Source organism: Mesorhizobium sp. L103C131B0, from assembly GCF_000502275.1.
In the GTDB taxonomy this organism is placed as follows: domain Bacteria; phylum Pseudomonadota; class Alphaproteobacteria; order Rhizobiales; family Rhizobiaceae; genus Mesorhizobium.
Genome location: NZ_AYXC01000004.1, coordinates 169,126 through 192,539 on the forward strand (window position 1 = coordinate 169,126; position 23,414 = coordinate 192,539).

19 protein-coding genes and 1 tRNA gene are annotated in these 23,414 nt (G+C 62.7%); 13 read left to right on the top strand and 7 right to left on the bottom strand.

The annotated features are described in order from the left end of the window. The first annotated feature begins 203 nt into the window (after positions 1-203). Together X730_RS154180 and X730_RS154175 are read left to right on the top strand one after the other, a co-directional pair. Complete coding sequence (locus X730_RS154180; protein WP_023743632.1) at positions 204-1,625, top strand: MFS transporter; 1,422 nt, start codon at positions 204-206, stop codon at positions 1,623-1,625. A 249-nt stretch (positions 1,626-1,874) separates the two neighbouring features. After that, on the top strand, positions 1,875-2,801 hold the full coding sequence (locus tag X730_RS154175; RefSeq protein ID WP_023821133.1) for an IS110 family transposase: 927 nt from the start codon (positions 1,875-1,877) through the stop codon (positions 2,799-2,801). Between the two features lie 126 nt (positions 2,802-2,927). On the opposite strand, the gene X730_RS154170 is transcribed toward X730_RS154175, so the two are convergent. Together X730_RS154170 and X730_RS154165 are read right to left on the bottom strand one after the other, a co-directional pair. Continuing rightward, on the bottom strand, positions 2,928-3,650 hold the full coding sequence (locus tag X730_RS154170) for an RlmE family RNA methyltransferase (RefSeq protein ID WP_023821134.1): 723 nt from the start codon (positions 3,648-3,650) through the stop codon (positions 2,928-2,930). 247 nt (positions 3,651-3,897) lie between these two features. Continuing rightward, positions 3,898-5,241: a Ppx/GppA phosphatase family protein gene (locus X730_RS154165; protein ID WP_023821135.1), complete on the bottom strand. Its 1,344-nt coding sequence runs from the start codon at positions 5,239-5,241 to the stop codon at positions 3,898-3,900. A gap of 350 nt (positions 5,242-5,591) precedes the next feature. Between X730_RS154165 and X730_RS154160 the strand changes: the two genes are divergently transcribed. Continuing rightward, complete coding sequence (locus tag X730_RS154160; protein WP_023826090.1) at positions 5,592-6,539, top strand: lysylphosphatidylglycerol synthase domain-containing protein; 948 nt, start codon at positions 5,592-5,594, stop codon at positions 6,537-6,539. A 146-nt stretch (positions 6,540-6,685) separates the two neighbouring features. Further along, positions 6,686-6,759, top strand: a tRNA-Gln gene (locus tag X730_RS154155). A gap of 38 nt (positions 6,760-6,797) precedes the next feature. Here the strand turns inward: X730_RS154155 and X730_RS154150 are convergent. After that, entirely contained in the window at positions 6,798-7,961 is a 1,164-nt protein-coding gene (locus tag X730_RS154150; protein ID WP_031196790.1) for a helix-turn-helix domain-containing protein, read from the bottom strand. A gap of 103 nt (positions 7,962-8,064) precedes the next feature. Here X730_RS154150 and X730_RS0133545 point away from each other — a divergent pair, with 103 nt between their 5' ends. The 7 genes from X730_RS0133545 to X730_RS154130 all read left to right on the top strand — a co-directional run bounded on the left by X730_RS0133545 (position 8,065) and on the right by X730_RS154130 (position 17,721). Then, a complete protein-coding gene (locus tag X730_RS0133545) occupies positions 8,065-8,691 on the top strand; it encodes a hypothetical protein (protein WP_031196791.1) in 627 nt (208 codons plus the stop codon). 567 nt (positions 8,692-9,258) lie between these two features. Continuing rightward, the gene (locus X730_RS1000000167480) at positions 9,259-9,435 is read left to right on the top strand and encodes a hypothetical protein (RefSeq protein ID WP_023826091.1); all 177 of its coding nucleotides are present in this window, start codon (positions 9,259-9,261) and stop codon (positions 9,433-9,435) included. A 496-nt stretch (positions 9,436-9,931) separates the two neighbouring features. Then, complete coding sequence (locus X730_RS1000000168580; RefSeq protein WP_050588094.1) at positions 9,932-10,207, top strand: hypothetical protein; 276 nt, start codon at positions 9,932-9,934, stop codon at positions 10,205-10,207. Between the two features lie 598 nt (positions 10,208-10,805). Then, on the top strand, positions 10,806-14,147 hold the full coding sequence (locus tag X730_RS154145; RefSeq protein WP_023826092.1) for a M10 family metallopeptidase C-terminal domain-containing protein: 3,342 nt from the start codon (positions 10,806-10,808) through the stop codon (positions 14,145-14,147). A 72-nt stretch (positions 14,148-14,219) separates the two neighbouring features. Then, on the top strand, positions 14,220-14,642 hold the full coding sequence (locus X730_RS154140) for a hypothetical protein (protein ID WP_023682883.1): 423 nt from the start codon (positions 14,220-14,222) through the stop codon (positions 14,640-14,642). A gap of 35 nt (positions 14,643-14,677) precedes the next feature. Next, complete coding sequence (locus X730_RS154135) at positions 14,678-16,414, top strand: type I secretion system permease/ATPase (RefSeq protein ID WP_023826093.1); 1,737 nt, start codon at positions 14,678-14,680, stop codon at positions 16,412-16,414. Further along, positions 16,411-17,721, top strand: coding sequence for an HlyD family type I secretion periplasmic adaptor subunit (locus X730_RS154130; RefSeq protein WP_023826094.1), 1,311 nt, complete (start codon positions 16,411-16,413; stop codon positions 17,719-17,721). The genes X730_RS154135 and X730_RS154130 overlap by 4 nt, the downstream gene beginning before the upstream one ends. 63 nt (positions 17,722-17,784) lie before the next feature. Here X730_RS154130 and X730_RS154125 read toward each other — a convergent pair whose 3' ends face one another. The 3 genes from X730_RS154125 to X730_RS154115 form a co-directional block, all read right to left on the bottom strand. Continuing rightward, entirely contained in the window at positions 17,785-19,218 is a 1,434-nt protein-coding gene (locus X730_RS154125) for an aldehyde dehydrogenase family protein (RefSeq protein WP_023826095.1), read from the bottom strand. A 120-nt stretch (positions 19,219-19,338) separates the two neighbouring features. Continuing rightward, complete coding sequence (locus X730_RS154120) at positions 19,339-19,722, bottom strand: ACT domain-containing protein (RefSeq protein WP_023826096.1); 384 nt, start codon at positions 19,720-19,722, stop codon at positions 19,339-19,341. A gap of 13 nt (positions 19,723-19,735) precedes the next feature. Next, positions 19,736-20,206 carry a GNAT family N-acetyltransferase gene (locus tag X730_RS154115; protein WP_023705797.1) on the bottom strand — a complete coding sequence of 157 codons (471 nt, stop codon included), beginning with the start codon at positions 20,204-20,206 and terminating at the stop codon, positions 19,736-19,738. Between the two features lie 393 nt (positions 20,207-20,599). Between X730_RS154115 and X730_RS154110 the strand changes: the two genes are divergently transcribed. Further along, positions 20,600-21,634, top strand: coding sequence for a YeiH family protein (locus X730_RS154110; protein ID WP_155922438.1), 1,035 nt, complete (start codon positions 20,600-20,602; stop codon positions 21,632-21,634). Here X730_RS154110 and X730_RS154105 read toward each other — a convergent pair. Continuing rightward, the gene (locus X730_RS154105) at positions 21,631-22,128 is read right to left on the bottom strand and encodes a GAF domain-containing protein (RefSeq protein WP_023689662.1); all 498 of its coding nucleotides are present in this window, start codon (positions 22,126-22,128) and stop codon (positions 21,631-21,633) included. The two genes, X730_RS154110 and X730_RS154105, sit on opposite strands and share 4 nt — an antisense overlap. 183 nt (positions 22,129-22,311) lie before the next feature. On the opposite strand from X730_RS154105, the gene X730_RS154100 reads away from it, so the two are divergent. Then, the gene (locus tag X730_RS154100) at positions 22,312-23,208 is read left to right on the top strand and encodes a GlxA family transcriptional regulator (protein ID WP_245261338.1); all 897 of its coding nucleotides are present in this window, start codon (positions 22,312-22,314) and stop codon (positions 23,206-23,208) included. Positions 23,209-23,414 lie beyond the last annotated feature (206 nt).

The following is a 23,414-nucleotide window of genomic DNA, read 5'->3' on the forward strand; positions in this document are numbered from 1 at the left end:
GAACCCGGTCAATTTTCGCAAGTTCATTCAATGTGGCGAAACGCAGCGACGCCTCTTGTCCGCGCGCGGTCGCACAAAAGTGACAGCAAATTAATGCGACATCGCGCCTGAGGCGTGATAACCGCCGGTTCGTATCGGCTTGCCCGCCTTTTCATTGTTTGGATTGGCCGGCAGGCACATTTAGACCAGTTCGGACGCGTTCGTTGAACCGCATCATTCCGCTCATTCTGGCGGTCGCCTTGTTCATGGAAAACATGGATTCGACCGTCATCGCGACATCGCTGCCGGCGATTGCCGTCGACATCCACACCAGCCCGATCGCGCTCAAGCTGGCGCTGACCGCCTATCTGGTGTCGCTGGCCATCTTCATTCCGATCAGCGGCTGGATGGCCGACCGGTTTGGCGCCAAGACCATTTTTCGCGCCGCGATCGGCGTGTTCATCGTCGGCTCGGTCTGCTGCGCCGTCTCCAACTCGCTGCCGGCCTTTGTCGTCTCGCGCTTCCTGCAAGGCATAGGCGGCGCCATGATGACGCCGGTCGGCCGGCTGGTCCTGGTGCGCGCGACGCCGAAGAGCGAGCTGGTCGCGGCCATGTCGTGGCTGACGGTGCCGGCGCTGGTCGGCCCGCTTGTGGGACCACCGATCGGCGGCTTCATCACCACCTATTTCACCTGGCACTGGATCTTTCTGATCAACGTGCCGATCGGCCTGATCGGCATCTGGCTGGCGACGCGCTTCCTGCCGCAAACCGACTCGATGGAGACGCCGCCGCTCGATTTCGTCGGTTTCGTGCTGAGCGGGCTGGCGGCCTCCGGCGTCGTCTTCGGCCTGTCGGTGGTCAGCCTGCCCTATCTGCCGCCGGCGACCGGCCTCATCACCGTGGCGGTCGGGCTGATTTCCGGCGTGCTCTATCTGCTGCATGCGCGGCGCGCCAAGAACCCGCTGCTGGCGCTGGAACTGTTCCGCAACCAGGTGTTCCGCTCCTCGGTGCTCGGCGGCTCGCTGTTTCGCATCGGCATCGGCGCGGTGCCGTTCCTGTTGCCCCTGATGTTCCAGATCGGCTTCGGGCTGACGCCGTTCCAGTCGGGCATGATCACCTTCGTCTCGGCCATCGGCGCCATCGGCATGAAGTTCGTCACCGCGCTGATCTTCCGGCTCGCCGGCTTCCGCCGGGTGCTGATCTGGGGCTCGCTGATCGCGGCCGCATCGATCGCCATCTACGGCCTGTTCACGCCGGAGACGCCTTACGCGCTGATGCTGGCGATATTGCTGGTCGGCGGGTTTATCCGCTCGATGTTCTTCACCGGCGTCAACGCGCTCTCCTATGCCGAGGTGACGGCTGAAGACACCAGCAAGGCAACGCCGATCACGGCGGTGTTCCAGCAGTTGTCGATCGCGCTCGGCGTGGCGCTGGCCGGCGGCATCCTGGAAGTCTCGACCTCGATCCATGGCGGCCCGCTGATGCTCGGCGATTTCCACATTGCCTTCTTCATCGTGGCGGCAGTGTCAGCGGCGGCGTCGGTATCGTTCATGCGGCTGGCACCGGATGCCGGCAATGCGGTGTCGGGCCACGGCCGGCTGACGACGCCGAAGACGCTGGAGCCGGTGAGCACGGCTGGGAAGTAAGGGGCGAGCGCCCCTCATCACTTCGTTCATCCTAGGGCGAAGCGACTCAAAGCGTCGCGCAGACCCAGGATCCTGTGTGTTGTTCCCATGCTATGTTTGGGGTGGGAAGGAGACCGACAGGATCCTGGTCGTCCTTTTTGAGGACAGGCCGTGGCATGGCTCGGTCCCTTCCCACCGGTGAACCATCAACCTGAACAGTTGCACGGGGCTGTTCCAAGCAGACCCCGCACCACAGGAAGAGGCGTGGACATGATAATGCAGAACTATGTCGGCTGCGACATCTCAAAGCAGTGGTTGGACTTTTTTGATGAGGCAAGCGGTCAATACCATCGCATCGACAATCAGGCCGATGCGATCGCTGCCTATGTGGCAGGCCTGCATCCCAGTCGAGACTTCGTCGTCATGGAGGCGACAGGCGTTCATGACCGCCTGCTGCGTCATGCGCTAGCCAAGGCCGGCGTGCCGTTCTCCCGGCACAATCCGGCGCACACCCACCACTATGCGAAGTCGACGAGACGGCGCGCCAAGACCGACCGTCTCGATGTCAGGATGCTGAGCGACTATGGCCGCCGCTATCACCCGGAAGCCGAGCCGGCACCGCGCGAAGAAGGCGAACACCTTCAATCGCTTGCCCGCCTTCGCGACCAAATGGTCGAGATCAGGGCAACGTTGAAGAAACAGCGCAGCGAAGCCTTCGGCGCGATTGTCATCGCCGAAATCGAAGAGCTGATCGCTACCTTCAATGTCCGCATCAAGGGTATCGAGGGGCAGATCGCCCAAGCCATTGCCCAAGCCGAGGACATGGCCCGCGACAACGCGCTGATGATCTCCGTACCCGGCGTCTCCAAGATCACTTCGTTCTCGCTGCTGGCGCACCTGCCCGAGCTCGGCCAACGCTCACCCAAGTCGATCGCGGCACTCGCCGGCCTTGCTCCCTTCGACAACAAGAGCGGCAAGCTCAATCGCAGGAGCCAGATCCAGGGTGGTCGATCACGCGTACGTCGCGCACTCTACATGGCAGCGCTCGGCGCCATCCGGGCTTGTGAGCGCTTCAGAACTTTCTACACCGCCATCGCAGCCCGCTCAGGTTCCAAGAAACTCGCCATCATCGCCGTCGCAAGAAAGCTTCTCGTCGTCCTCAACGCCATCATTCGCGATAAAAAAGCATTCGCATGAACACAGTCATGCCGTGATCTTGATCGAAGGATGCAGCGGCACAGAATTCGGCAGCGTTTTCAACGCGTTAACATCACGGCATGGATCCTAGTGTCTGCGCTGCGTCGCTTCGCTCCTTGCTTCGCCCTAGGATGACGATGCCACTGGTGGCTCTCTGCCCTTAAAATCCTTCGCCAGCAAATACAGTTCCACCGACTCATCGCGCGACGCCGGCGGCTTCACGTGGTGCACCGAGCGGAAGTTCTTCTTGAGCATCGACAGCAGCTCGTTTTCGGCGCCGCCTTGAAACGTCTTGGCCAAAAAGTGCCCGCCCGGCTTCAGCACCGACAGCGCGAAATCGGCGGCCACCTCGCACAAATGCATGGTGCGGATGTGGTCGGTTCGCTTATGACCCGTCGTCGGCGCGGCCATGTCCGACAACACGATATCGGGGTCGCCGCCCAGCGCTTCGGCGAGCTTTTGCGGCGCATCGGGGTCAAGGAAGTCCATCAGCAGCACCGGCGCGCCGGGCACGGCGGGCATTTCGAGATAGTCGATGCCGATGACATGCGGATTTTCCGCCGTCGATTTCGTCCTCGCCGCCGCCACCTGGCACCAGCCGCCGGGGGCCGCACCGAGATCAATGACCTTCATGCCGGGCTTCAAGAGATGATGCTTGTCGTCGATCTCGATCAGCTTGTAGGCCGCGCGCGACCGGTAGCCGTCGGCTTTTGACCTCTGGACATAGGGATCGTTAATGTGGCGCTGCAGCCAGCGGCGCGACGATTCCTTCAGGCCGCTCTTCTTCTTGATTCGTGTTTTGAGGACGCGAATGCTGGCGGAGCCCGGCTTTTCCGGCTTCTTGGTCATGACGTTATTTCTTGTTTGAGTTTTTGCGCTGGCCGAGTTGCCGCCGTTTTTCGGCGGCTTCGCGTTTCGCGAAGGGCTTCCCCCACTCCGTCGCCGCTTCGCGGCGCCACCTCTCCCCCCTCCGGAGGGAGAGGAAAGGCGCCGGTCTGCATAAGTTCGCGCCCTTCCTCTACCGCGTCGATCGGGGGAGAGGTGTCGAGCGAAGCTCGACGGGGTGGGGGTCGACCGTTCACCAAAGCAATGCGGATCATGCTCGGCCCCGCCCACTGTTGCGCCAGACGCCGTCATCGGCCATCAGCTCGCTCAAAATGCCTTCGCGTAAGCCCCGGTCGGCGACGCGCAGCCGCTCCGACGGCCACACCGCACGGATGGCTTCCAGGATAGCACAGCCGGCCAGCACCAGGTCGGCACGGTCGGCGCCGATGCACGGGTTGGCGCAGCGCTGCTGGAAATCCCAGCCGACCAGTTTTTCGACCATGCGGTCGACGCTGTCGCGGTCCATCCACAGCCCGTCGACGCGGCGCCGGTCGTAGCGTTCGAGGTCGAGATGGACGCCGGCCAGCGTCGTCACCGTGCCGGATGTGCCCAGCAGATGGAATTTCGGGCTGGCCAGCACATGGCTCAGCCGATCGCGGCCGTCGAACGACTTCAGCCGCACCGCGACATCCTCGACCATGGCGGCGAAGATTTCGCGCGTCACCGTGCGGCCGCCAAAGCGTTCGGCCAACGAGACAACGCCGACCGGCAGCGAGGTCCACGACACGATGTGGTTGGCCAGCCGCGGCGAGCGCTGGCCGGTGAGGTCGATCAGCGCGATTTCGGACGAGCCACCGCCAATGTCGAACAGCACCACGCCTTGCGTGTCGCGCTCGATCAGCGAGCCGCAGCCGGATACAGCCAGACGCGCCTCGGTCTGGCGATCGATGATTTCCAGCTTCAACCCCGCCTCTCGTTCGACGCGCTGCAGGAATTCCACGCCATTGTCGGCGGTGCGGCAGGCCTCGGTGGCGATCAGCCGTGCCTTGCGGATCTTGCGGTTGCGCAATTTGTCGCCGCAGATCTTCAGCGCCTCGACGGCGCGGTCCATCGCCGCCTGGCTCAGGTGCCCATTCGCCGTCAGCCCCTCGCCCAGCCTGACGATGCGCGAGAAGGCGTCGATGACGCGGAACTGGCCATGGCGCTGCGGCACCGCGACCAAGAGCCGGCAATTGTTGGTGCCGAGATCGAGCGCGGCAAACACCGGCAGCTCCTGCATCGGCGGACGATGCATTGGCTGTTCCGGTCGGGATTGTGGCGCCGAGGGCAAAGGCACCGGCGCTGGAGCGGCCGGGCCGACGGAGGCCGGCGCACCAACCGCTGCGGCCGTTGCGAGAGGGCTGTCGTCGCGCGCAAAAACCTTGCGCCCACGCCGGCGCTTGCGCCGCTTTCTCGCCTTGCCTCGCTGATGCTGGGCTTCGCCGGCCTGTCCGTTACCGGACTGAGGCCCCGCCTGGCGGGGCCACCCGGCGGATGGGCTTGGCCCGCCTGACGGCGGCGAAGCCCTGGACACGCCCACTTCCGGCGCGCCAGCGCCGGTGTCGTGGTCTTCCACTTCAGTTCCTTCCGGCGCCGCGCGAACCGGAAAACCGGACGCAGCAGGCGCTTCAATCTTTCAAGTTGCCGCCAGAGTAGCAGCGCCGGGCCGGATCACCAAGAGCAAGGACTCAAATTTTGCCGGCTGCGTCCTGCCAGATCCCCGCTGCTTTGCAGCGTCCCGGCGTTCGCTAGCCTTTCATCTTGCCACTGGCACGACGAATTCGCCGTTGGCGAACCGGCTGCTCACCCTTGCCGGTTGAATAGCCGGCTTCAATGAGGCATTTCTGAAATGAGGGGGAATTGGTGAATCGCGGACGTTTTTAACGCCCGCCTGGGCGATGGGCAGCAACACATGACGACAACTCCATGAATTGGGGGGCCACGAATTGGAAGCGCTATCTGTGGCCGGTCATCGGTGTCGCGGCGGTCATCGGGTCGCTGTTGTTGCTGTGGCATGAACTGCGCGGCATCTCGATCGACGATGTCTGGGACGGCATATCAGCCATCCCGACGCGCGGCTGGGTGCTGGCGGCGCTGAGCTCGGTGGTCGCCTACGCCTCGCTTGCCGGCTACGACCACATTGCCCTTCTACATATCGGCAAGAAGGTGTCGTGGCTGTTCGTCACCTTCTGCTCCTTCACCACCTACGCGCTGTCGCACAATATCGGCGGCTCGGTGTTTTCGGGCGCCGTGATCCGCTACCGCGCCTACGGCACCAGGGGGCTGACCGGCCAGGATGTCGGCATTCTGGTGGCGATCTGCTGGATCACCTTCGTGCTCTCCAGCATTCTGGTCGGCGGCCTGGTGCTGGTTTTCGAGCCTGCAATCATCGACCGCTTTTCCGGAGCGCCGCACCACGGGCTGGCGATCGCCGCCGGCATCGCTTTGCTGATCCTGGTCGGCGCCTACATCTTCGGCAGCTGGCTGCATCTGAAGCCGCTGAAAATCGCCGGCTTCCAGTTGCACTACCCGGCGCTGCCGATCGTGGCGCGGCAATTGCTGATCGGCCCGATCGAGCTTCTGGCGGCGGCGGCGATCATCTTCTTTGCCCTGCCCGTTGCCGGCAATCCCGGCTATTTCGTCATCCTCGGCGTGTTCCTGGTCTCGTTCTCGGTGGCGCAGATCTCGCATGCGCCCGGCGGGCTTGGCGTGTTCGAGGTCGTGTTCCTCGCCGGACTGTCTGATATGGACCCGGTCGGCGTGCTGGCGGCACTTCTGGTGTTCCGTCTGTTCTACCTGATCATCCCGCTGCTGATCGCGCTCGGCGTGGTGCTGTTCTTCGAGCACTCGCAATACAGCCGGACGGACAGTTGAGGTCGCGCCGGGCGACAGCGCCCGCCTGGCGCAATTGGCTGATGAAACACCGAGATTGAAATGCAACGCAGGCTTGACTATTTTCCGGCGGCGGCTACAAGGCACGCGCGGCTGCTTCGGCGGCCCACCAGCGCGACAGCGCCTGCTGGGGAATAGGTTAACGGTAGACCCACGGACTCTGACTCCGTTAGTCCTGGTTCGAATCCAGGTTCCCCAGCCAAGGCACGTCAGGTCCATTCCGGACACATAGGTTACGGTTTATATCGGAGACATGGGTAACACTTTTGGCCCGAAGGGGTTTTGGAGTGGTTCGAGCCTGCATGTCTCATCATCGAAGTAGCCCAAATCATAATCCATGAAGGAAGCCAGCCAGATATGGTCCTCGACCTGTTTGATGCCGACGGTCTGGCCGGCAAAGACGAGGCTGAGGTTGATCTTCTTGCGATTGTAGCAGATGCGGCCGCAGGTGGTGACGGTGACGGCCTTGTCGTGAAACGGATAATCGAGATCCGGCAGGCCGGCATAGATGCGCGGTGACGGCGTGTAGCGCTCGGCTGGACAGGCCATGTCGAGCGCCTGATGTGGGCGTTCTGAGTTGAACTCATTGATGAAGTCATCGAACCTGGCCTGCTGCTGCAGGAAATTGGAGCCAGCCGGTTTGGTGGTTTCCTTCTTGAGAGTCAGGTGCATGCGCTCATGGCGCCCGTTCTGCTGCGGACAGCCCGGCTGGATGCGCTCGATGTCGATGCCCAGGCGCAGCCACCAGACCGACAGTTTGCTGAGATTGAACAGCGCGTTTGGGCTGGCAAAGGGAACGCCATTGTCGGTCCTGATGGCGCTGGGCAGGCCGAACTCTTTGAAAACGCTCTCGAACACCGTGAAGGCATAGGCTTCCTTGGTAGTCGACAACGCCTCGCAGGCGATGAGATAGCGGCTGGCGAAGTCGGTGATCGTCAGCGGATAGCAATAGCGCCGATCGGCGAGCATGAACTCGCCTTTGTAGTCGGCACACCACAGATCGTTGGGCCGATAGCCGTTTGAAAGTGGTGTTCCCATCGCCCTGTTGCGCCTTCGCTTGCGGCGCTCGACCAGGCCATGGCTGTCGAGAACCGCATGCACCGTCGAGATCGCAGGCCGGTGAACGTCAGGATACAGCCGGGCCAACCGTTCGCGTATCTTTGGCGCACCCCAGGTCGGCTTGTCTTGCTTGAGGCGCACAATCAGCTTCTCGATTTGAAACGGAAGCTGATTGGCGTGGCGGTAGGGTCGGCGTGATCGATCCGTCAGCCCCTCAAGGCCACTGTCATTGTAGCGTGTGAGGATCTTGTAGCCGGTCTTGCGCGAGATATCGAACTCACGGCAAAGCACCGCCATCTTCTCGCCGTCCAGCAGCCGGGCAATGAACTTCAGCCGCTCTTCCATGACGTTACACTCCTTCCAAGGCACCTTGCTCTCCTTGCAAAGGGCCGAAAGTGTAACCCATGTCTCCGGAATGAACTGTCACCCATCTCTCGGGAAGGGCATCATGCCCACTGACAGCCAGTACATCCTCGAACGCATCCGCCAAGGATGCGTGGAGTTGTCCGACGACGAGTTCGTCATCGACAGGCTGGCAAAATATGTCGGCAACGGCAGGATCCGCTGGCATGTCGAATTGCGTAGGCACCGCATCGAACTGACGACCGGCCAGATCAAGAAGCAGCCGACCTTTCGCAGGAAAATCCTCGAACAGGCTGGCGTGCTGCCGCCGCAGCGTACCGGGGCCGACTACCGGCGATGGGCTCTCGATCTGAGGCGGAACGCCATCGAGCTTCCCTGGCGGGACAGGCCGGTCGATGCCGGTTTTGCCATCGACAGGCTGACCAGCCACGGCGATGGGCGCTGGACGGTGGAATACCAGGGCAAGGCGATAAAATTCACGACGACCAAACTGCGCAGGCAGCTCAGCTTCCGTAAACGCATGCTGGCCAAGGCCAAGGTGCTGCCGCCCGAACTGGCCCCAGCCGCTTATCGAAAGTGGATGGACTGGCTTATTCAAAACGCCACTGAGGCGGCACCACAGGCCGGCGAAATCTTGATGACGGAGAAAAGCTGGCTGGACGACCTGCCGGAGCTGGCCGGCTGGCAAGATGAGGCGCCGCCCGAGAATTGATTGGGTTCCAATGATGTCATACGCCGCTGGCGTCCGATCCGGTCGACGCTGTTGGGCACTTCACGCAAACAGGCTAAGATCGGTCCCGGCAGGGAGGACATTTGCAATGGCCGAACCAGAGGACAGAGATATCAGGGAATCGCGCCGCATCCTCCGGGACATCAAGCAACAGAACGGCCCGGCAGGCTTTAGTCGTCTCCCTTACGAGGACCGGTTGCTTAGCCTGAGCGAGAAATATCCTGATCAGATCGTACGGTATTGGCCAGTTGGACTTATCGTTGTCTTTGGACTCCTCGCCCTGTTGATCTATTTCGCCCAGCGCAGTGGGCATTGCCCTCGGTGCGCTTTGACGAGGTTCCTCGGCATCCCAACGCGGATCTATCCGCATTTTAACTAATGTAGACAATCTCACGGAGAACGTTCTCCCGGCTGGTGAGCAGTGTGGAATGGACTAACCTTGTGGATGAGGATGAGCTTCCGGCACCCAGCCGATCAGGCCGCTGGCGCGCAATAGCTTTGGCGGCACTCCAAATCGTCCCACCGGTCATTTCGGTGGGATGCGCCATCATGGCCGGCTATTTCACCTATGTGGCTTCAAACAACAAGCCGCCCGCGGACATGGCCGCTTTGGCCGTGTCGATCATGAAATCCGGCGATGCCTCTCCGGAACTGCGCGATTGGGCAGCGGACGTTCTGGGGATACAGACCGATATCGGAATGCCTGCCAAAATTGCCCAGCAATAATCGCCTACCCGCCTCATATTCCTCCGGCGGGAATTTGGTCGCCGCCCAAATCAGCGGCCGGCGCCGCTCATTCAAGAGATGGCCTGAGGAGGCGCCGGCCAGGCGGGCATTGGGGTACCCGCCGACGCTACATTAGCATTCACGCATAGATTTGGAATGGCGCGAACGCGGAAGGCCGGCTGCCTTCACAGCAGCATTACCGCAATTTTTCCCAAGACCAGGAACCCGCAACGGTGCAAGGGTTGGAACGCCCAGCGTTTCGGCGCGGCTTGCCTGGAGACAATCATGGCGACGTTTCTTACCGCTCTCGCATCCGAAGGTCCGCCAGCCGACCGGGCGAAAGACATGGACCTGTATGGATGGTTGATCGGCAGTTGGGACATGGAGACGCTCCACCACCGCAACGACGGCACAATTCAGAAATGGGATGGCGAGTGTCACTTTGGTTGGGTGCTCGAAGGCCGCGCCATTCAGGACATCTGGATCAGGCCCAGGCATGTATGGCACGACCTTGCGCGTCTTCGATCCCGGGATCGGTGGCTGGCACATTATCTGGAGCGATCCGCTCAACCAGGATTACTCGCGCCAGATCGGGCGGGCCGAAGGCAAGGACATCGTCCAGATGGGCGCCGACTCGCGCGGCCTGCAGGCGCGGTGGCGGTTCACCGAGATCACCGCCGACAGCTTTCACTGGATCGGCGAGGAGAGACGCGCGGAGAGCGACCCCTGGCGCGTGACCTATGAACATTTCGCCCGCCGGGCGGGTTTCTGAAGCACGCCTGCGCGTTCCGCCCTCGTGCCCTTGCGCAACGCTCGATCATTTTCCCAACCGGCGCGATAACCCTCGTCCCGGTCGACGCCCCCGGCGAGAGCACGAAGGCGGTGGTCCCGCCGCCTGCCCCGCCCGCGAAAGGCAACAGCGCGCATACCGGCGTTTGAGCGAAAGACGGAAGCTTACTCCGCCGCTTTCGTAGCCTGCGATGCCCCTGATCGAGAGGAAATCCTCGAGCCTGTATCCGGCGTATTCGGCCGTTGCCGGATTGCTTTGCGCCGCCCGACCGGCAGCCTGCGCCAGCCGGGATGGTTGATGCAGACATTGTGGTGCGCATGGCGGGCGAGGTACGACCATAGATTAGCGATAGCTCAATTAACACCAAACGAGTATCTCAAAACCCGCCGGTACAAGCGCGCCCAAGAACCTTCATATGTACTGAGCGCGAACAGAGGCTAGACAAGCGAAGATTCCAATAGCATTGTTGCCACTGGGACGGGGCTCGACCGGCAAGCGCAAACGATGCTTGTCGGTGGTTGGCAACAGCTAAACCGTACGGCCGTAATTGCCACGGCTGCGAGACCAAGGAGTCCCAAGGATGCCGAACCCAAGCCAAACCAGCGATCAATGGTGGGTCAACGACCAGACGCCGGACAACCCGTACGGCAAAAGCGAAGATTACGGGGCCTTCCTCACCTACCTTGGAGCGCTGGACCGGTCGATAACGCCGGCGATCGCGGCGGGAACGCTGAGGATCAATGTCTCCGAGCTCAATGACCATCCCGAATACAAGGCCGCCGCGATCGGCGCCTTGCAGATGTGGGCCAGTGTCACCCCTTTGAAGTTCGAAATCGTCGACAATGCACCATACAACAGCGCAACGGACTGGATGCAGGTTGTCAGCCCCGAACTGGGCGAAGAGGACGACGGCAGCGCCTATTCCAACGACCGCTATGTCAGCATCGGCCAGCGTTTCCACGACACCGAGGTCAACAAGACGGATATTGGCGGCTATGTCTTCGATTCCTTCATCCATGAATTCGGTCATGAGTTCGGGCTGAACCACCCCGGGCTCTACAATTACAGCGGCCCCGGCGGCGTACAGATCAATTATCTGAACAATGCGACCTGGACCTACGACCGTCAGCAATACAGCGTCATGTCCTATTTCGACGGGATCGACGTCGGTGAAACCAGCCGCTGGTCGGCGTCAACGCCGATGATGGCCGACATCGAGGCGGTCATCCGCCGCTTTTTCTCCACCGTCGACGAGAACGGCGTGCGCACCTATCAGCATATCGATCTCAACACCGGCGACAACGTCTACGGCTTCGGCAGTGCCGTGGACGGCTACCGGCTGACCTCCTCGGGCATGCAGCACGATATCGGCTTTGTCATCCATGACACCGGCGGAACCGACACGATCGACTTCTCCGGCTCGACGGCCGGTACGATCCTCGATTTGCGCGCCGGACAGTTCTCCAGCGTCAACGGCCACAGCAACAATGTGTCGATCTTTGCCGGGCACAACGCCGACGGCACCGACTATTACATCGAGAACGGCATCGGCAGCAGCTATGACGACGTCCTGATTGGCAATGACGGAGCCAACGTGCTGGATGGCCGCGGCGGCGGCGACCGCATGGCCGGCAATGGCGGCGACGACACCTACTTCGTCGATTCCCTCGACGACATCGTGCGCGAGGAAGCGAATGGCGGGAATGACACGGTCGTTCTGCTGAACCGGAACTTGAATATCCGGAAAATCGCCAACGTCGAACACATCATCTACGCCGACGAGTCGACACTCCAGCCTGGAGACGGCGGCACCGAAACCGCACCGACCATCGGCGACAACACGATGACCAGCGTCATCTTCGGCGACAATGGCAACAATACGCTCGACGGCGGCGCCGGCGACGACACGATCTTCGGCCAGGGCGGCGATGACCTCATCATCGGCGGCCGCGACTCGCTCGCCAGCCGCGACATCAACAACACCATCGATGTCGCCGACCTTCCAGACCAGACCGAGAGCGACGACGGCAATGACACGCTCTATGGCGGCCGCGGCAACGATACGATCCTCGGCGGCCAAGGCAACGACATCCTCGACGGCGGCGACGGCGACGATACGCTGAGCGGCCAGGATGGCGTCGATATATTCAGGGGCGGCGCCGGCGTCGACACGGTAGACTTCAGCAAGGAGAGCCCCTTCCAACTGCTCGTCAACCTCGAGACGAACGTTGCCAATGGCGGCACCGCCACCGGCGACACCTTCTACAGCATCGAAAACCTGATCGGCTCCGATGACCGCATCGACCGTTTCATCGGTACGTCGGCGGCAAATCATTTCTGGGGCCGGGGCGGCGGCGACTATTTCAACGGCGGCGGCGGCAACGACATACTGGATGGCGGCAATGACGGCGACATCCTGTACGGTGAAGCCGGCAACGACACGATCATCGGCGGCGCCGGCCAGGACTATCTGGATGGCGGCGCCGGCATTGATACGGTCGTCTACGAAGGCAGTTCCGCCGGCGTGACGATCGACCTCGCCAATGGCACGGCCAATGGCGGCGACGGCGATGGCCCGGTGCAGATCGTCGGGCGCGGCACCGTTATCCGGCACGACATCCTGGTCGGCTTCGAAAACGCCGTCGGGTCGTTCTTTGACGACCATCTCATCGGCAACGCCCAGGCCAACAAACTTTCCGGCGGCGCCGGCAACGACACGCTGACCGGCGGTGGCGGCGCCGATATATTGAATGGCGGCGCCGGCAGCGACACGGCGGACTACGCCGACGCGGCCAGCGGGCAAAACCTCAAGCTGGGTGGCGGCAAATCCGGCGGCGACACCTATATCTCGATCGAAAATCTGGCTGGCTCGGGCTTCAACGATCACCTGACCGGCGATGGCGCGGCCAATATGCTGACCGGCCAGGGCGGCGCCGACAAGATCGACGGCGGCGGCGGCGATGACACCCTGCTCGGCGATTTCGCCTATCAGGGCGATGCTTCGCCACGCCCGGGCATGGGCACCGGCTACGCCACGCTCGGACCGGACGCGACCAACAATTCGGTCTCGACCGCCTTCGATATCTCGAACAACTTCTCGCTGACCGCCGACCCCGACATCTTCGATTCGACGACCACCCTTCACACCACCGTCAATGCCACAGGAAACGGCTTGGGCGGATATTACAGCATCAACCTGGCGGCCGGCACGATCATCACCATCGACATCGATGGCATTGCCGACCCCAATGTCCATGACAGCATCGTCAGGGTGCTGGACAGCGATGGCAATATCGTCGCCCAGAACGACGATGGCGGCAACGACCCCGGCTCCAACAACGGCCGCGATTCGAGCACCAGCTTCATCGTTCAGGAAACCGGAACCTACTATATTGTGGAGGGCGAATGGTCGGACTCGGCTCCTGGCGATGGCTGGGTCGAATCCGTGCCGGAGGGCTCGACTTACAAGCTGAACGTGTCGGTCGAATTCCCGCCGGCACCAGCTCAGCCGGGCGTTGCGGGCGCCGATACGCTCAACGGCGGCGGCGGCAGCGACCTTTTGGATGGCGGGCTGGCTGCCGATACGCTGACCGGCGGCGCCGGCGACGACTATTTCCGCTTCTCGACAGAACTCGGGAACGGCAATATCGACTGGATCAAGGACTTCAAGGTCGCCGACGATACGATCCTGCTCGACAACCTCATCTTTGCCAGCGTTGGCGGCGACGGCGCCCTCGCTTTGGGCTCATTCTACAAGAGCGCAGCCGGCGCTGCTCATGATGCCGACGACCGCATCATCTACGACACCGACAGTGGAATATTGTCTTACGACGCCGATGGTTCCGGACAGGGAGCAGCCGTTCAGTTTGCACACCTGAACACAAATCTGGATCTTTCGGCTGCAGACTTCATTGTCATCTAACGCGTTGCCGGGAGGGGTGCCGTCAGGCTCCCCTCCCGCATACCCCAGCGCAGTGAAAAGGGAGAGGACGCGATGACCGACCGCCGCACAGTGTTAATGGCCGCCGGAGTTGCGGCAGTCGCCGCGGCCACCGGGGCGGCGGCAGCGCAATCGCCAGATATTCGCGCGCCAGATATTCGCGCAACAGATATTCGCGGCGCCGTCACCTTTGTGGGCGGCAAGGCTATCCCGGAAGGTCATCTTGAGATCTATCTTGAGGATCCCGCCATTCAGGACAGTGGGCGACGCCGCGCCGCCAAAACCAGCCTCAAGAGCGAGGGCGGCTCAAAGACCATAGAATTTTCCTTGCCCCTGCCCGCAAGCTCGACCGCTTCACCAACGCTGCAGGTCGTTGCGCGCCTGGAGCGTGCGGACGGCTGGCTGGTGGCGCGGGGCAGCGCGCAGTTCCAGGCCGGCTTGCCCGTCCATGTCACACTCAAGGCAGTTATCTATTGAAGGGACGAGATGCCATATCCTGATTGCGAGCCTGCATGCAGCTGACGCCATCGACGCCGCTTACGCTGGTCGGAATCCTGGCGTCCTTTCGACGTGCGTTTTCGGGCATCGTCCTGATGAGCGGGGTCGTCAACGTGCTGACCCTGACCGGCTCGTTCTTCATGTTGCAAGTCTATGACCGCGTCGTTCCGGGTCGCAGCGTGCCGACGCTGGTCGGCCTGGCGGTGCTTGCGGGAACATTGTTCGTGTTTCAGGGAGTGCTGGAGCTGATCCGCTCTCGCCTCATGGTGCGGCTGGGACAGGGGTTGGACGCAAAGCTGAGCCCGTCGGTCTATTCGGCGCTGATGCGCCTGCCGCTGCGCGCCAAGCCTTCCGGCGACGGGCTGCAACCCCTACGGGATCTCGATCAGGTCCGCTCCTTTATCGGCAGTGCCGGACCGACCGCTTTGTTCGACCTGCCATGGATGCCGCTCTATATCGGCATCTGTTTCATTTTTCATTTCTGGATCGGCGTTACCGCGCTTGCCGGCGCCGTTGTCCTGTTTGCACTGACGCTTCTGGCCGAATTCCGGACCCGCGGCCCGACAAGGATCGCCGGACAGCACGCGGCCGTTCGCAGCACGTTGGCCGAGGCGACAAGGCGCAATGCCGAAGCTATGCAGGCCATGGGTTTTGGCGGGCGTATCGCCGAGCGGTGGTCTGCCGTCAATGCCGAGTACCTGAACGCCCATGCGGCGGCCAGCGATGTCGCGGGAACGCTTGGCACGATTTCCAAGATCCTGCGGTTGATGCTGCAATCGGCAATGCTGGCGATCGGCGCTTATCTGGTCATCCAGCAAGAGGCGACCGGCGGCATCATGATCGCAAGCTCGATCATGATGGGCAGGGCGCTGGCTCCGATCGAACTGGCGATAGCGCATTGGAAGGGCTTCATTTCAGCGCGGCAAAGCTGGGCACGCCTGAAGCAGCTTCTGTCCGCGCTGCCGGAAGGCGCAACCGGCGTGACCCTGCCCGCGCCTGTCAGCGCGCTGGCGGTCGAGAATGTCAGTGTCGCCCCGCCGGGCGAACGCACGCCGGTGGTGTGGGATGCAAGTTTTTCACTGACCAGGGGAGCAGGCCTGGGGGTCATCGGCCCGAGTGCTTCCGGCAAATCATCGCTGGTGCGTACGCTTGCAGGTGTCTGGCTTCCGGCGCGCGGCGCCGTGCGGCTGGACGGCGCGACGCTTGACCAGTGGCCGGCCGACGAGCTGGGTAAACATATCGGCTATCTGCCGCAGGATGTGCAGTTGTTCGACGGCACGATTGCGCAGAACATCGCCCGCTTCGACCCGGATGCGTCGTCCGACATGGTGCTTGCGGCAGCCAAGGCCGCCGGCGTGCATGATCTCGTCGTGCATCTGGCCGACGGTTACGACACAAAGGTTGGCGAAGCCGGCGCCTCGCTGTCGGCGGGGCAACGCCAGCGTGTCGCCCTTGCCCGCTCTCTTTATGGCGATCCCTTCCTGGTCATCCTGGACGAGCCGAATTCCAATCTCGACTCAGAGGGTGAAGTGGCCTTGTCCGCCGCCATCCAGGGCATCAGGGACCGCGGCGGCATCGTTATCGTCGTCGCGCACCGATCCAGTGTGCTGGCCAATGTCGACACCGTGCTGGTGATGGCCAATGGCCATGTGCAGGCCTTCGGTCCGAAGGATGAGGTGCTGAACAAGGTCTTCCGATCGGCGGCACCGCTCAAGGTCGTTGCCGCCACGGAGAGAGGCGTTCCTGCATGAGCGAGGACAGATCCGCTTTGCATCATCGGCAGGTCCGCCGCTATCTCGTGGCTGGCGTTGCTACCTGTCTGCTGCTTATCGGAGGTGTTGGCGGCCTGGCGGCAGTGACCAAGATGTCGGGTGCGGTGATCGCAGCTGGCCGGCTGGTGGTCGATTCCAATGTAAAGAAAGTTCAGCATCCGACGGGCGGCGTGGTCGGCGAGATCAGGGTGCGTGAAGGCGACCGGGTCAAGGCGGGCGATATTCTGGTGCGGCTGGATGAAACGACAACACGCGCCAATCTGGCGATCGTCTCAAAAGGTCTGGATGAGTTTTATGCACGGTTGGCGCGCCTGGAGGCGGAGCGTGACGGCAAGGACACGATCAGCTTTCCGGACGTTTTGACATCGCGGCGCGACGAAGCCGGTGTCGCCGCATCGATGGCCGGAGAACAATCGCTGTTCGATTTCCGGCACCAGGCGCGGTCTGGCCAGCGATCGCAATTGCGCGAACGGATCGCGCAGTTGAAGCAGGAGAGTGCCGGCCTGACCGAGCAGCTGCAGGCGAAACGCCGCGAGATCGAGCTGATCCAGATCGAGCTGGAAGGTGTGCGGTCGCTCTGGCATCGCAAGCTGATAGGAATCGACCGCATGACGTCGCTGGAACGGGACGCGGTGCGGCTCGAAGGCGAGCATGGCCAGTTGACCGCGGGAATTGCCCAGGTGAAAGGCAAGGCGTCCGAGATCGAACTGCAGATCATCCAGATCGACCAGGATCTTCGCAGCGAGGTCGCGACCGATTTACGCGATACCCAGGGAAAGATCTCCGAGTTCGTCGAACGCAAGGTAGCGGCCGAGGACCAGTTGAAGCGCATCGATCTGCGCAGCCCGCAGGATGGCGTGGTGCTGCAGTTGGCGGTGCATACGATCGGCGGGGTCATCACCCCCGGCGAACAGGTGATGCAGATCGTACCGGTGACGGACGACCTGACCGTTGAAGCGCATATCGCACCGCAGGATATCGACCAGGTGACGATGGGCCAGAATGCGATTTTGCGCCTGTCGGCGTTCAATCGGCAAACCACGCCGGAGCTGACCGGGACGCTGTCGCGGATCTCGGCGGATCTCACCATCGAAGAGCGTACCGGAGCAGCCTTCTATGTGGCGCGGGTGACGCTTCCGAAAACCGAGGTCGCCAAGCTGCGCGGGCTGGCGCTGGCGCCGGGCATGCCGGCCGAGGTGTTCTTCCCGACGGGCGACCGGACGATGCTTTCCTATCTGGTGAAGCCGCTGTCGGATCAGATCCAGAAAGCTTTCCGGGAGGAGTGAAGCCGCACCTTTGAGAGCTGAAGCCTCGGGACCGGCTGGTTGCCGGTCCCCAAGGGGTAGCCCCTACTCCGCTGCCTTATACCCCGCGATGCCCTTGATCTCGAGGAAATCCTCCAGCCCGTATTCGGCGTATTCGCGGCCGTTGCCGGATTGCTTGTAGCCGCCGAATGGCAGGCCGGCGTCCCATTGCGGATAGTTGATGTAGACATTGCCGGTGCGCATGCGGGCGGCGACTTCGCGGGCCTTCTCGATATCCTTGGCCTGGATGTAGGACGCCAGCCCATAGACAGTGTCGTTGGCGGTGCCGATCGCCTCTTCCACTGTGTCGTAAGGCATGATCGCCAGCACCGGCCCGAAGATTTCCTCGCGCGCGATGCGCATGTCTGATGTGACGTCGGCGAACACGGTGGGGCGGACATAGTAGCCGCGGTTGAGCTCGGCCGGACGCCCCGGTCCACCCGCGACCAGCGTGGCGCCTTCATCTATGCCGGCCTGGATCAGGTCCTGGATCTTGTCGAACTGGATCTGGCTGACCACCGGGCCGAGCTTGGTGCCGGCCGCATCGGCCGGGCCGACGGTCAATTTTTCGGCCGCCGTCTTGGCGTAGCCGGTCGCCTCGTCATGGCGGTCGCGCGGCACGAACATGCGGGTCGGCGCGTTGCAGGACTGGCCCGAGTTGCTGAAGCAGCCGGCGACGCCCTTGCTGACGGCCTTTTCGAGATCGACATCGGGAAACAGGATGTTGGCCGACTTGCCGCCGAGTTCCTGATGCACGCGCTTGACCGTGTCGGCGGCCGCCTTGGCGACCAGGATGCCGGCGCGGGTCGACCCGGTGAACGACATCATGTCGACATCGGGATGGCTGGACAGCGCCTGGCCGACGCCCGGGCCGTCGCCGTTGACGAGGTTGAAGACGCCCTTGGGAACGCCTGCCTCGTCGATGATTTCGGCAAAGATGATGGCGTCGAGCGGGGCGATTTCCGAGGGCTTCAGAACCATGGTGCAGCCGGCGGCAAGGGCGGGACCGACCTTGCAGGTGATCTGGTTCAGCGGCCAGTTCCACGGCGTGATCAGGCCGACGACCCCGATCGGCTCCTTGACGATCAGCGACGAGCCCTTGACGTGGCGGAATTCGAACGACTTCAGCACCTCGGCCATCTTCCGCAGATGTGCCAGGCCAATGCCGACCTGGCTGTCGAGTGCCATCTGGCGCGGCGCGCCCATCTCGCGCGATACGGCCAGCGCCAGATCGGCGCTGCGCTTCTTGTAGACCTCGATTATGCGGTTGAGGATATCGAGGCGCTCCTCGACCGAAGTGAAGCCGAATGTCTCGAAGGCGCGCTTGGCGGCCGCAACCGCCTTGTCGACATCGGCCTTTGAGCCGAGCGAAATCTGCGCGAAAGCATCTTCGTTTGACGGGTCGATGACGTCGAGTGTGCTGGGCACGACAGGATCGACCCACACGCTGTCGATATAGAACTGCAGATTGTGTGACACGGGCTTCTCCTCGGGGGATTCTGAATTGATGGGGGCGATCGCCAGATCGTCGTATCGGTTCAGGGATAACGATGGGGCAAGAGCGATGTCAAACGCAAGGGCGGGCGATTGAGCCTACGGCTACAGAAGCGTGTGCCCCGCCGCGACCAGAAGCCCCCTTGCCGCGGCTTCATCCTTGGCTTTGACGAGCAGATGGTCACCATCGAAGGTGGATACCAGAAAAATGCCGAGTTCGCTTTCCGACAATGGCTTTATCACCGACAGGACGATGCCGGTTTCGTCGAAGGCAAAGGGACCTTGGAGTTTCAGGGCGACCCAGTCCCTGTCATGCTTCACCCCGGCCGGCACCCGATCCTGCAGGCAGACGACCGAAAGCTCGTCCTCTGTCCTGGTGATGCTGACGAAGCCCGGCCCGTCCGCCCAGCCGGGAATGCTGTCTTTTGCTTCGAGGCGCGAAACCGCATACCGCCCCGTGAGCGGCTTCAACCGGACCCTGACTGCCATCCGATCCTCCCTGTTATCGGCCATCACCCAGTTTCTTGCTCATATATACCGTCATGCCGTTCATGAACGGCTCCTCCCGGTCGATCGTATAGCCATGCCGTTTGTACAACAACACATTGGCCATGAAGGCGCCGTTGGTCAGCAGCCGCAGCTCGAAGCAGCTGGCCTCCAGCGCCTTCTGCTCCGCCCGTTCCAGCAACAGCCGGCCGATGCCCCTGCCCTGCGCCTGTGGCGCGACGCAGACATTCTCGATCCAGAGATGATCGTCGGCCAGGATGGTCTCGATCATGCCGACGATGCGGCCATTTTCGATGGCGAGATCGAACGGATGTTCGGCGACCGCCTTGTCATAGTCGGCGCGCATCGGCAGCGGCTCGCGGCCGATCAGAGGCACCCATTTGGCATAGGCGGCACGCACAATGTCCCTGATGGCGGCAGCGTCCGCCGGTTGGGCCGGCCGAAACAGGATGGAAGAATTGGACATGGCAAAGGCTCCAGACATGAAAACCCCGCCGGCAGACGTCGCGGGCGGGGCTGGAACGAACGAACCGATTTAGTGTGCCGGTCTTTGTCGTCGCGCCTTGCCGCTCCGCACTGTGCAGAGGCGACGTCGCTGGGCGATGGCGAGCGAGAAAATGGACATGACGCCACGCTGGAGTGCAAGACGCAGAGCGTCAAGCTGCATAACCGAGCCAGTCATTACGTTTGCATGGCACAGGCAAGATTGAGGCATTGCCGACTGTTCGCAAAAATCGATCATTTCAACAAAAACAATTCGTTGGAAAGATCGATTCTGGAATGACATTCTCCTGAGGTACTTGCGTGGAGAATTGCATTGTTTTCCGCCGCCCAGCTAGCGAACGATATTCCGATCAGCATGATTTCCGCCGATCTGGCCGTGGGCCGGAAGCGGCTCGGTTCCGTGTGGAATGGCGTCATCCCCGGGATCGTGCTGGTGGCGATGATTACGGGGGTGGCCTTCTCGGCCCATAATGTCTCCGGCTTCGCGCTGTTCAGCCCGATGATCCTCGCCGTCGTCGCCGGCATGATCTATTCCAACGTGCTCGGCACGCCCGCCCACGCCAAGGCCGGCATTGCATTCTCGCAGAAGCGCCTGCTGCGCTTTGCCATCGTGCTGCTCGGCTTTCAGCTGACGCTCGGCCAGGTCGTCTCCATCGGCGCCGGCGGCGTCGGCATCGTGGCGCTGACCCTTGGAGCGACCTTCGTCTTCACCATTACGCTTGGCCGGCTGATCGGCGTCGACGCCAAGCTGGCGCAGCTGATTGCCGCCGGCACCTCGATCTGCGGCGCTTCGGCGATCGTTGCCACCAACATCGTCACCGATGCGCGCGACGAGGACGTCACTTATGCCGTCGCCTCGATCACGCTGTTCGGCACCGTCGCCATGCTCGGCTTTCCGCTGCTGGCGCCGGTGCTCGGCCTCGACCAGCACGCATTCGGCCTGTGGGCCGGCGCCTCGATCCACGAGGTGGCACAGGTCATCGGCGCCGGCTTCCAGAACGGCGCCCAGTCCGGCGAGATCGCCACCGTCGCCAAGCTGACCCGCGTCGCCCTGCTGGCGCCGATGGTCATCGCGCTCGGCCTGATGGCGCGCCGCAAGAGCAATGGCGATCGCCCAAGCGACCAATCCGGTGCGCGGCCGCCGATGCCGTGGTTCGTCGCCGCTTTCATCGCCGTCGTGGCGCTGAACAGCCTGGTTGCCGTGCCGGCCGAAGTGAAGTCGGCCATGGCGTTCGCCACCACCATCATGCTGACCATGGGGCTCGGCGCCATGGGTCTGCAGGCCAACATTTCGCAGCTGCGCTCGCGCGGCCTTCGCCCGCTGGCGCTCGCCTCCTGCGCCTTCCTGTTCATCGGCTGCTTCAGCCTGATGCTGGTGAAGTTCGCTTAATCCTCGAACGAACTCGCCGCGACATAGATCGCGGCAAGCGCCTCGATGCCGGCCTGGTCGTCCTTGTCGAAGCGGCCGGGCGTCGGGCTGTCGAGGTCGATCAGGCCGAAGACGCCGTCATTGTCCCTCAGCAGCACGACGAGTTCCGAGCGCGAGTCGGCGTCGCAAGCGATGTGGCCGGCAAATTCATGCACATCCTTGACCAGCATCGACATTTCGAGATCGATGGCGGTGCCGCACACGCCCTTGCCGACGGCGATGCGCACGCAGGCCGGCTTGCCCTGGAACGGTCCAAGCACCAGCTCCTCGTCCGACGCCAGGAAATAGAAGCCGGCCCAGTTGAGATCGGGCACCATCTGGAAGATCAGCGCCGATGTGTTGGCGGCGTTAGCGACGGAGTCGCTCTCGCCTTCCAGCAGCGCCTTCAACTGGGTGGCCAGTTCGCGGTAGAAGGCCGGTTTGTCGGTGCTGTCGATGGTCTGGGCCGCAAACATGGCGTCGTCTCCATTGCCGGCGGGCCAAAAAGCCCGTTACATTTCCTGTCTGCCACCAATGACGCTCCCAGGAAATACACAATTGTGAATACCGACCGTGCCAGCCAAACACACGACCGGGCGCAACCCGCAGCGAGCGAAGGTCCCCTCACCTTCGCCGTTCTGGTCTTTCCCGGCTTTCCGATGATGGCGTTCAGTTCGGTGATCGAGCCATTGCGCGCCGCCAACGTGCTGGCCAAGCGCGAGTGCTATCGCTGGGTGATCGTCGGCGCCGACCAGGGCACGGTCGAGGCATCCAATGGGGTTGTCATACAACCGGGATTCTCAGCGTTCGGCGCGCCGAAGGTCGATCGCATCGTCGTCTGCTCGGGCGGCAATGCGGACCTCGTCGTCGCCGACGATGCGGTTGCCTGGATGCGCAAGAGCCTGCGCGCCGGCGCTCACATAGGCGCGGTGGCCGACGCCGCCTTCTTCCTCGCCAGGGCCGGCCTGCTCGACGGCCATGCCTGCACCTTGCACTGGACCAGCCAGGCGGCATTCACCGAGGCCTTCCCGAATATCGAGCTCCGGCGCGATCTCTACGTCATCGACCGCAAGCGCTTCACCTCGGCCGGTGGCGTCGGCAGCCTCGACATGATGCTGGAGATCATCACCAACGATTATGGCGGCGAGCTCGCGGCCGGCGTCGCGGAATGGTTTGTGCACAGCCCTTTGCGTTCGAGCGTCGACCGCAAGCTGATGCCGCTCAGGCTGCGCACTGGCGTCCAGAACGAACTGGTGCTGTCGGCCATTGCCATCATGGAGGATGCGGTGGAAGAGCGGCTTGGCATGACGGAACTGGCGGCCCGTCTCGGGGTCTCCTCCGACAAGTTGGAGCGCAATTTCCGCGCCCAGCTCAGCATTTCGCCCAATGGATATTACCGGCGGCTCCGGCTGCGGCGCGCCGCCGACCTGTTGGCCCATTCGACGCTGATGGTGCGAGACGTGGCGCTGGCCTGCGGCTTCGCGTCCATGTCAAGTTTTGCCCGAGCGTTTCGCGAGGAGCATGGGCACGCGCCGAAGGCGATGCGGCGGCATTAGAGGGCGCTGCGCGCTAACGCGGTGAGATGCTGGCGGGACAGCGCCCCCCTCTGTCCTGCCGGACATCTCCCCCACACGGGGGGAGATCAGATGTCGCCTCGGCTTTCGCCAATCACCAACGTTGCAGGGCGAGCGGGACGCGAAAGCTGCTAATCTCCCTCCTTGTGGGGGAGATGTCCGGCAGGACAGAGGGGGCGCGAAGGATC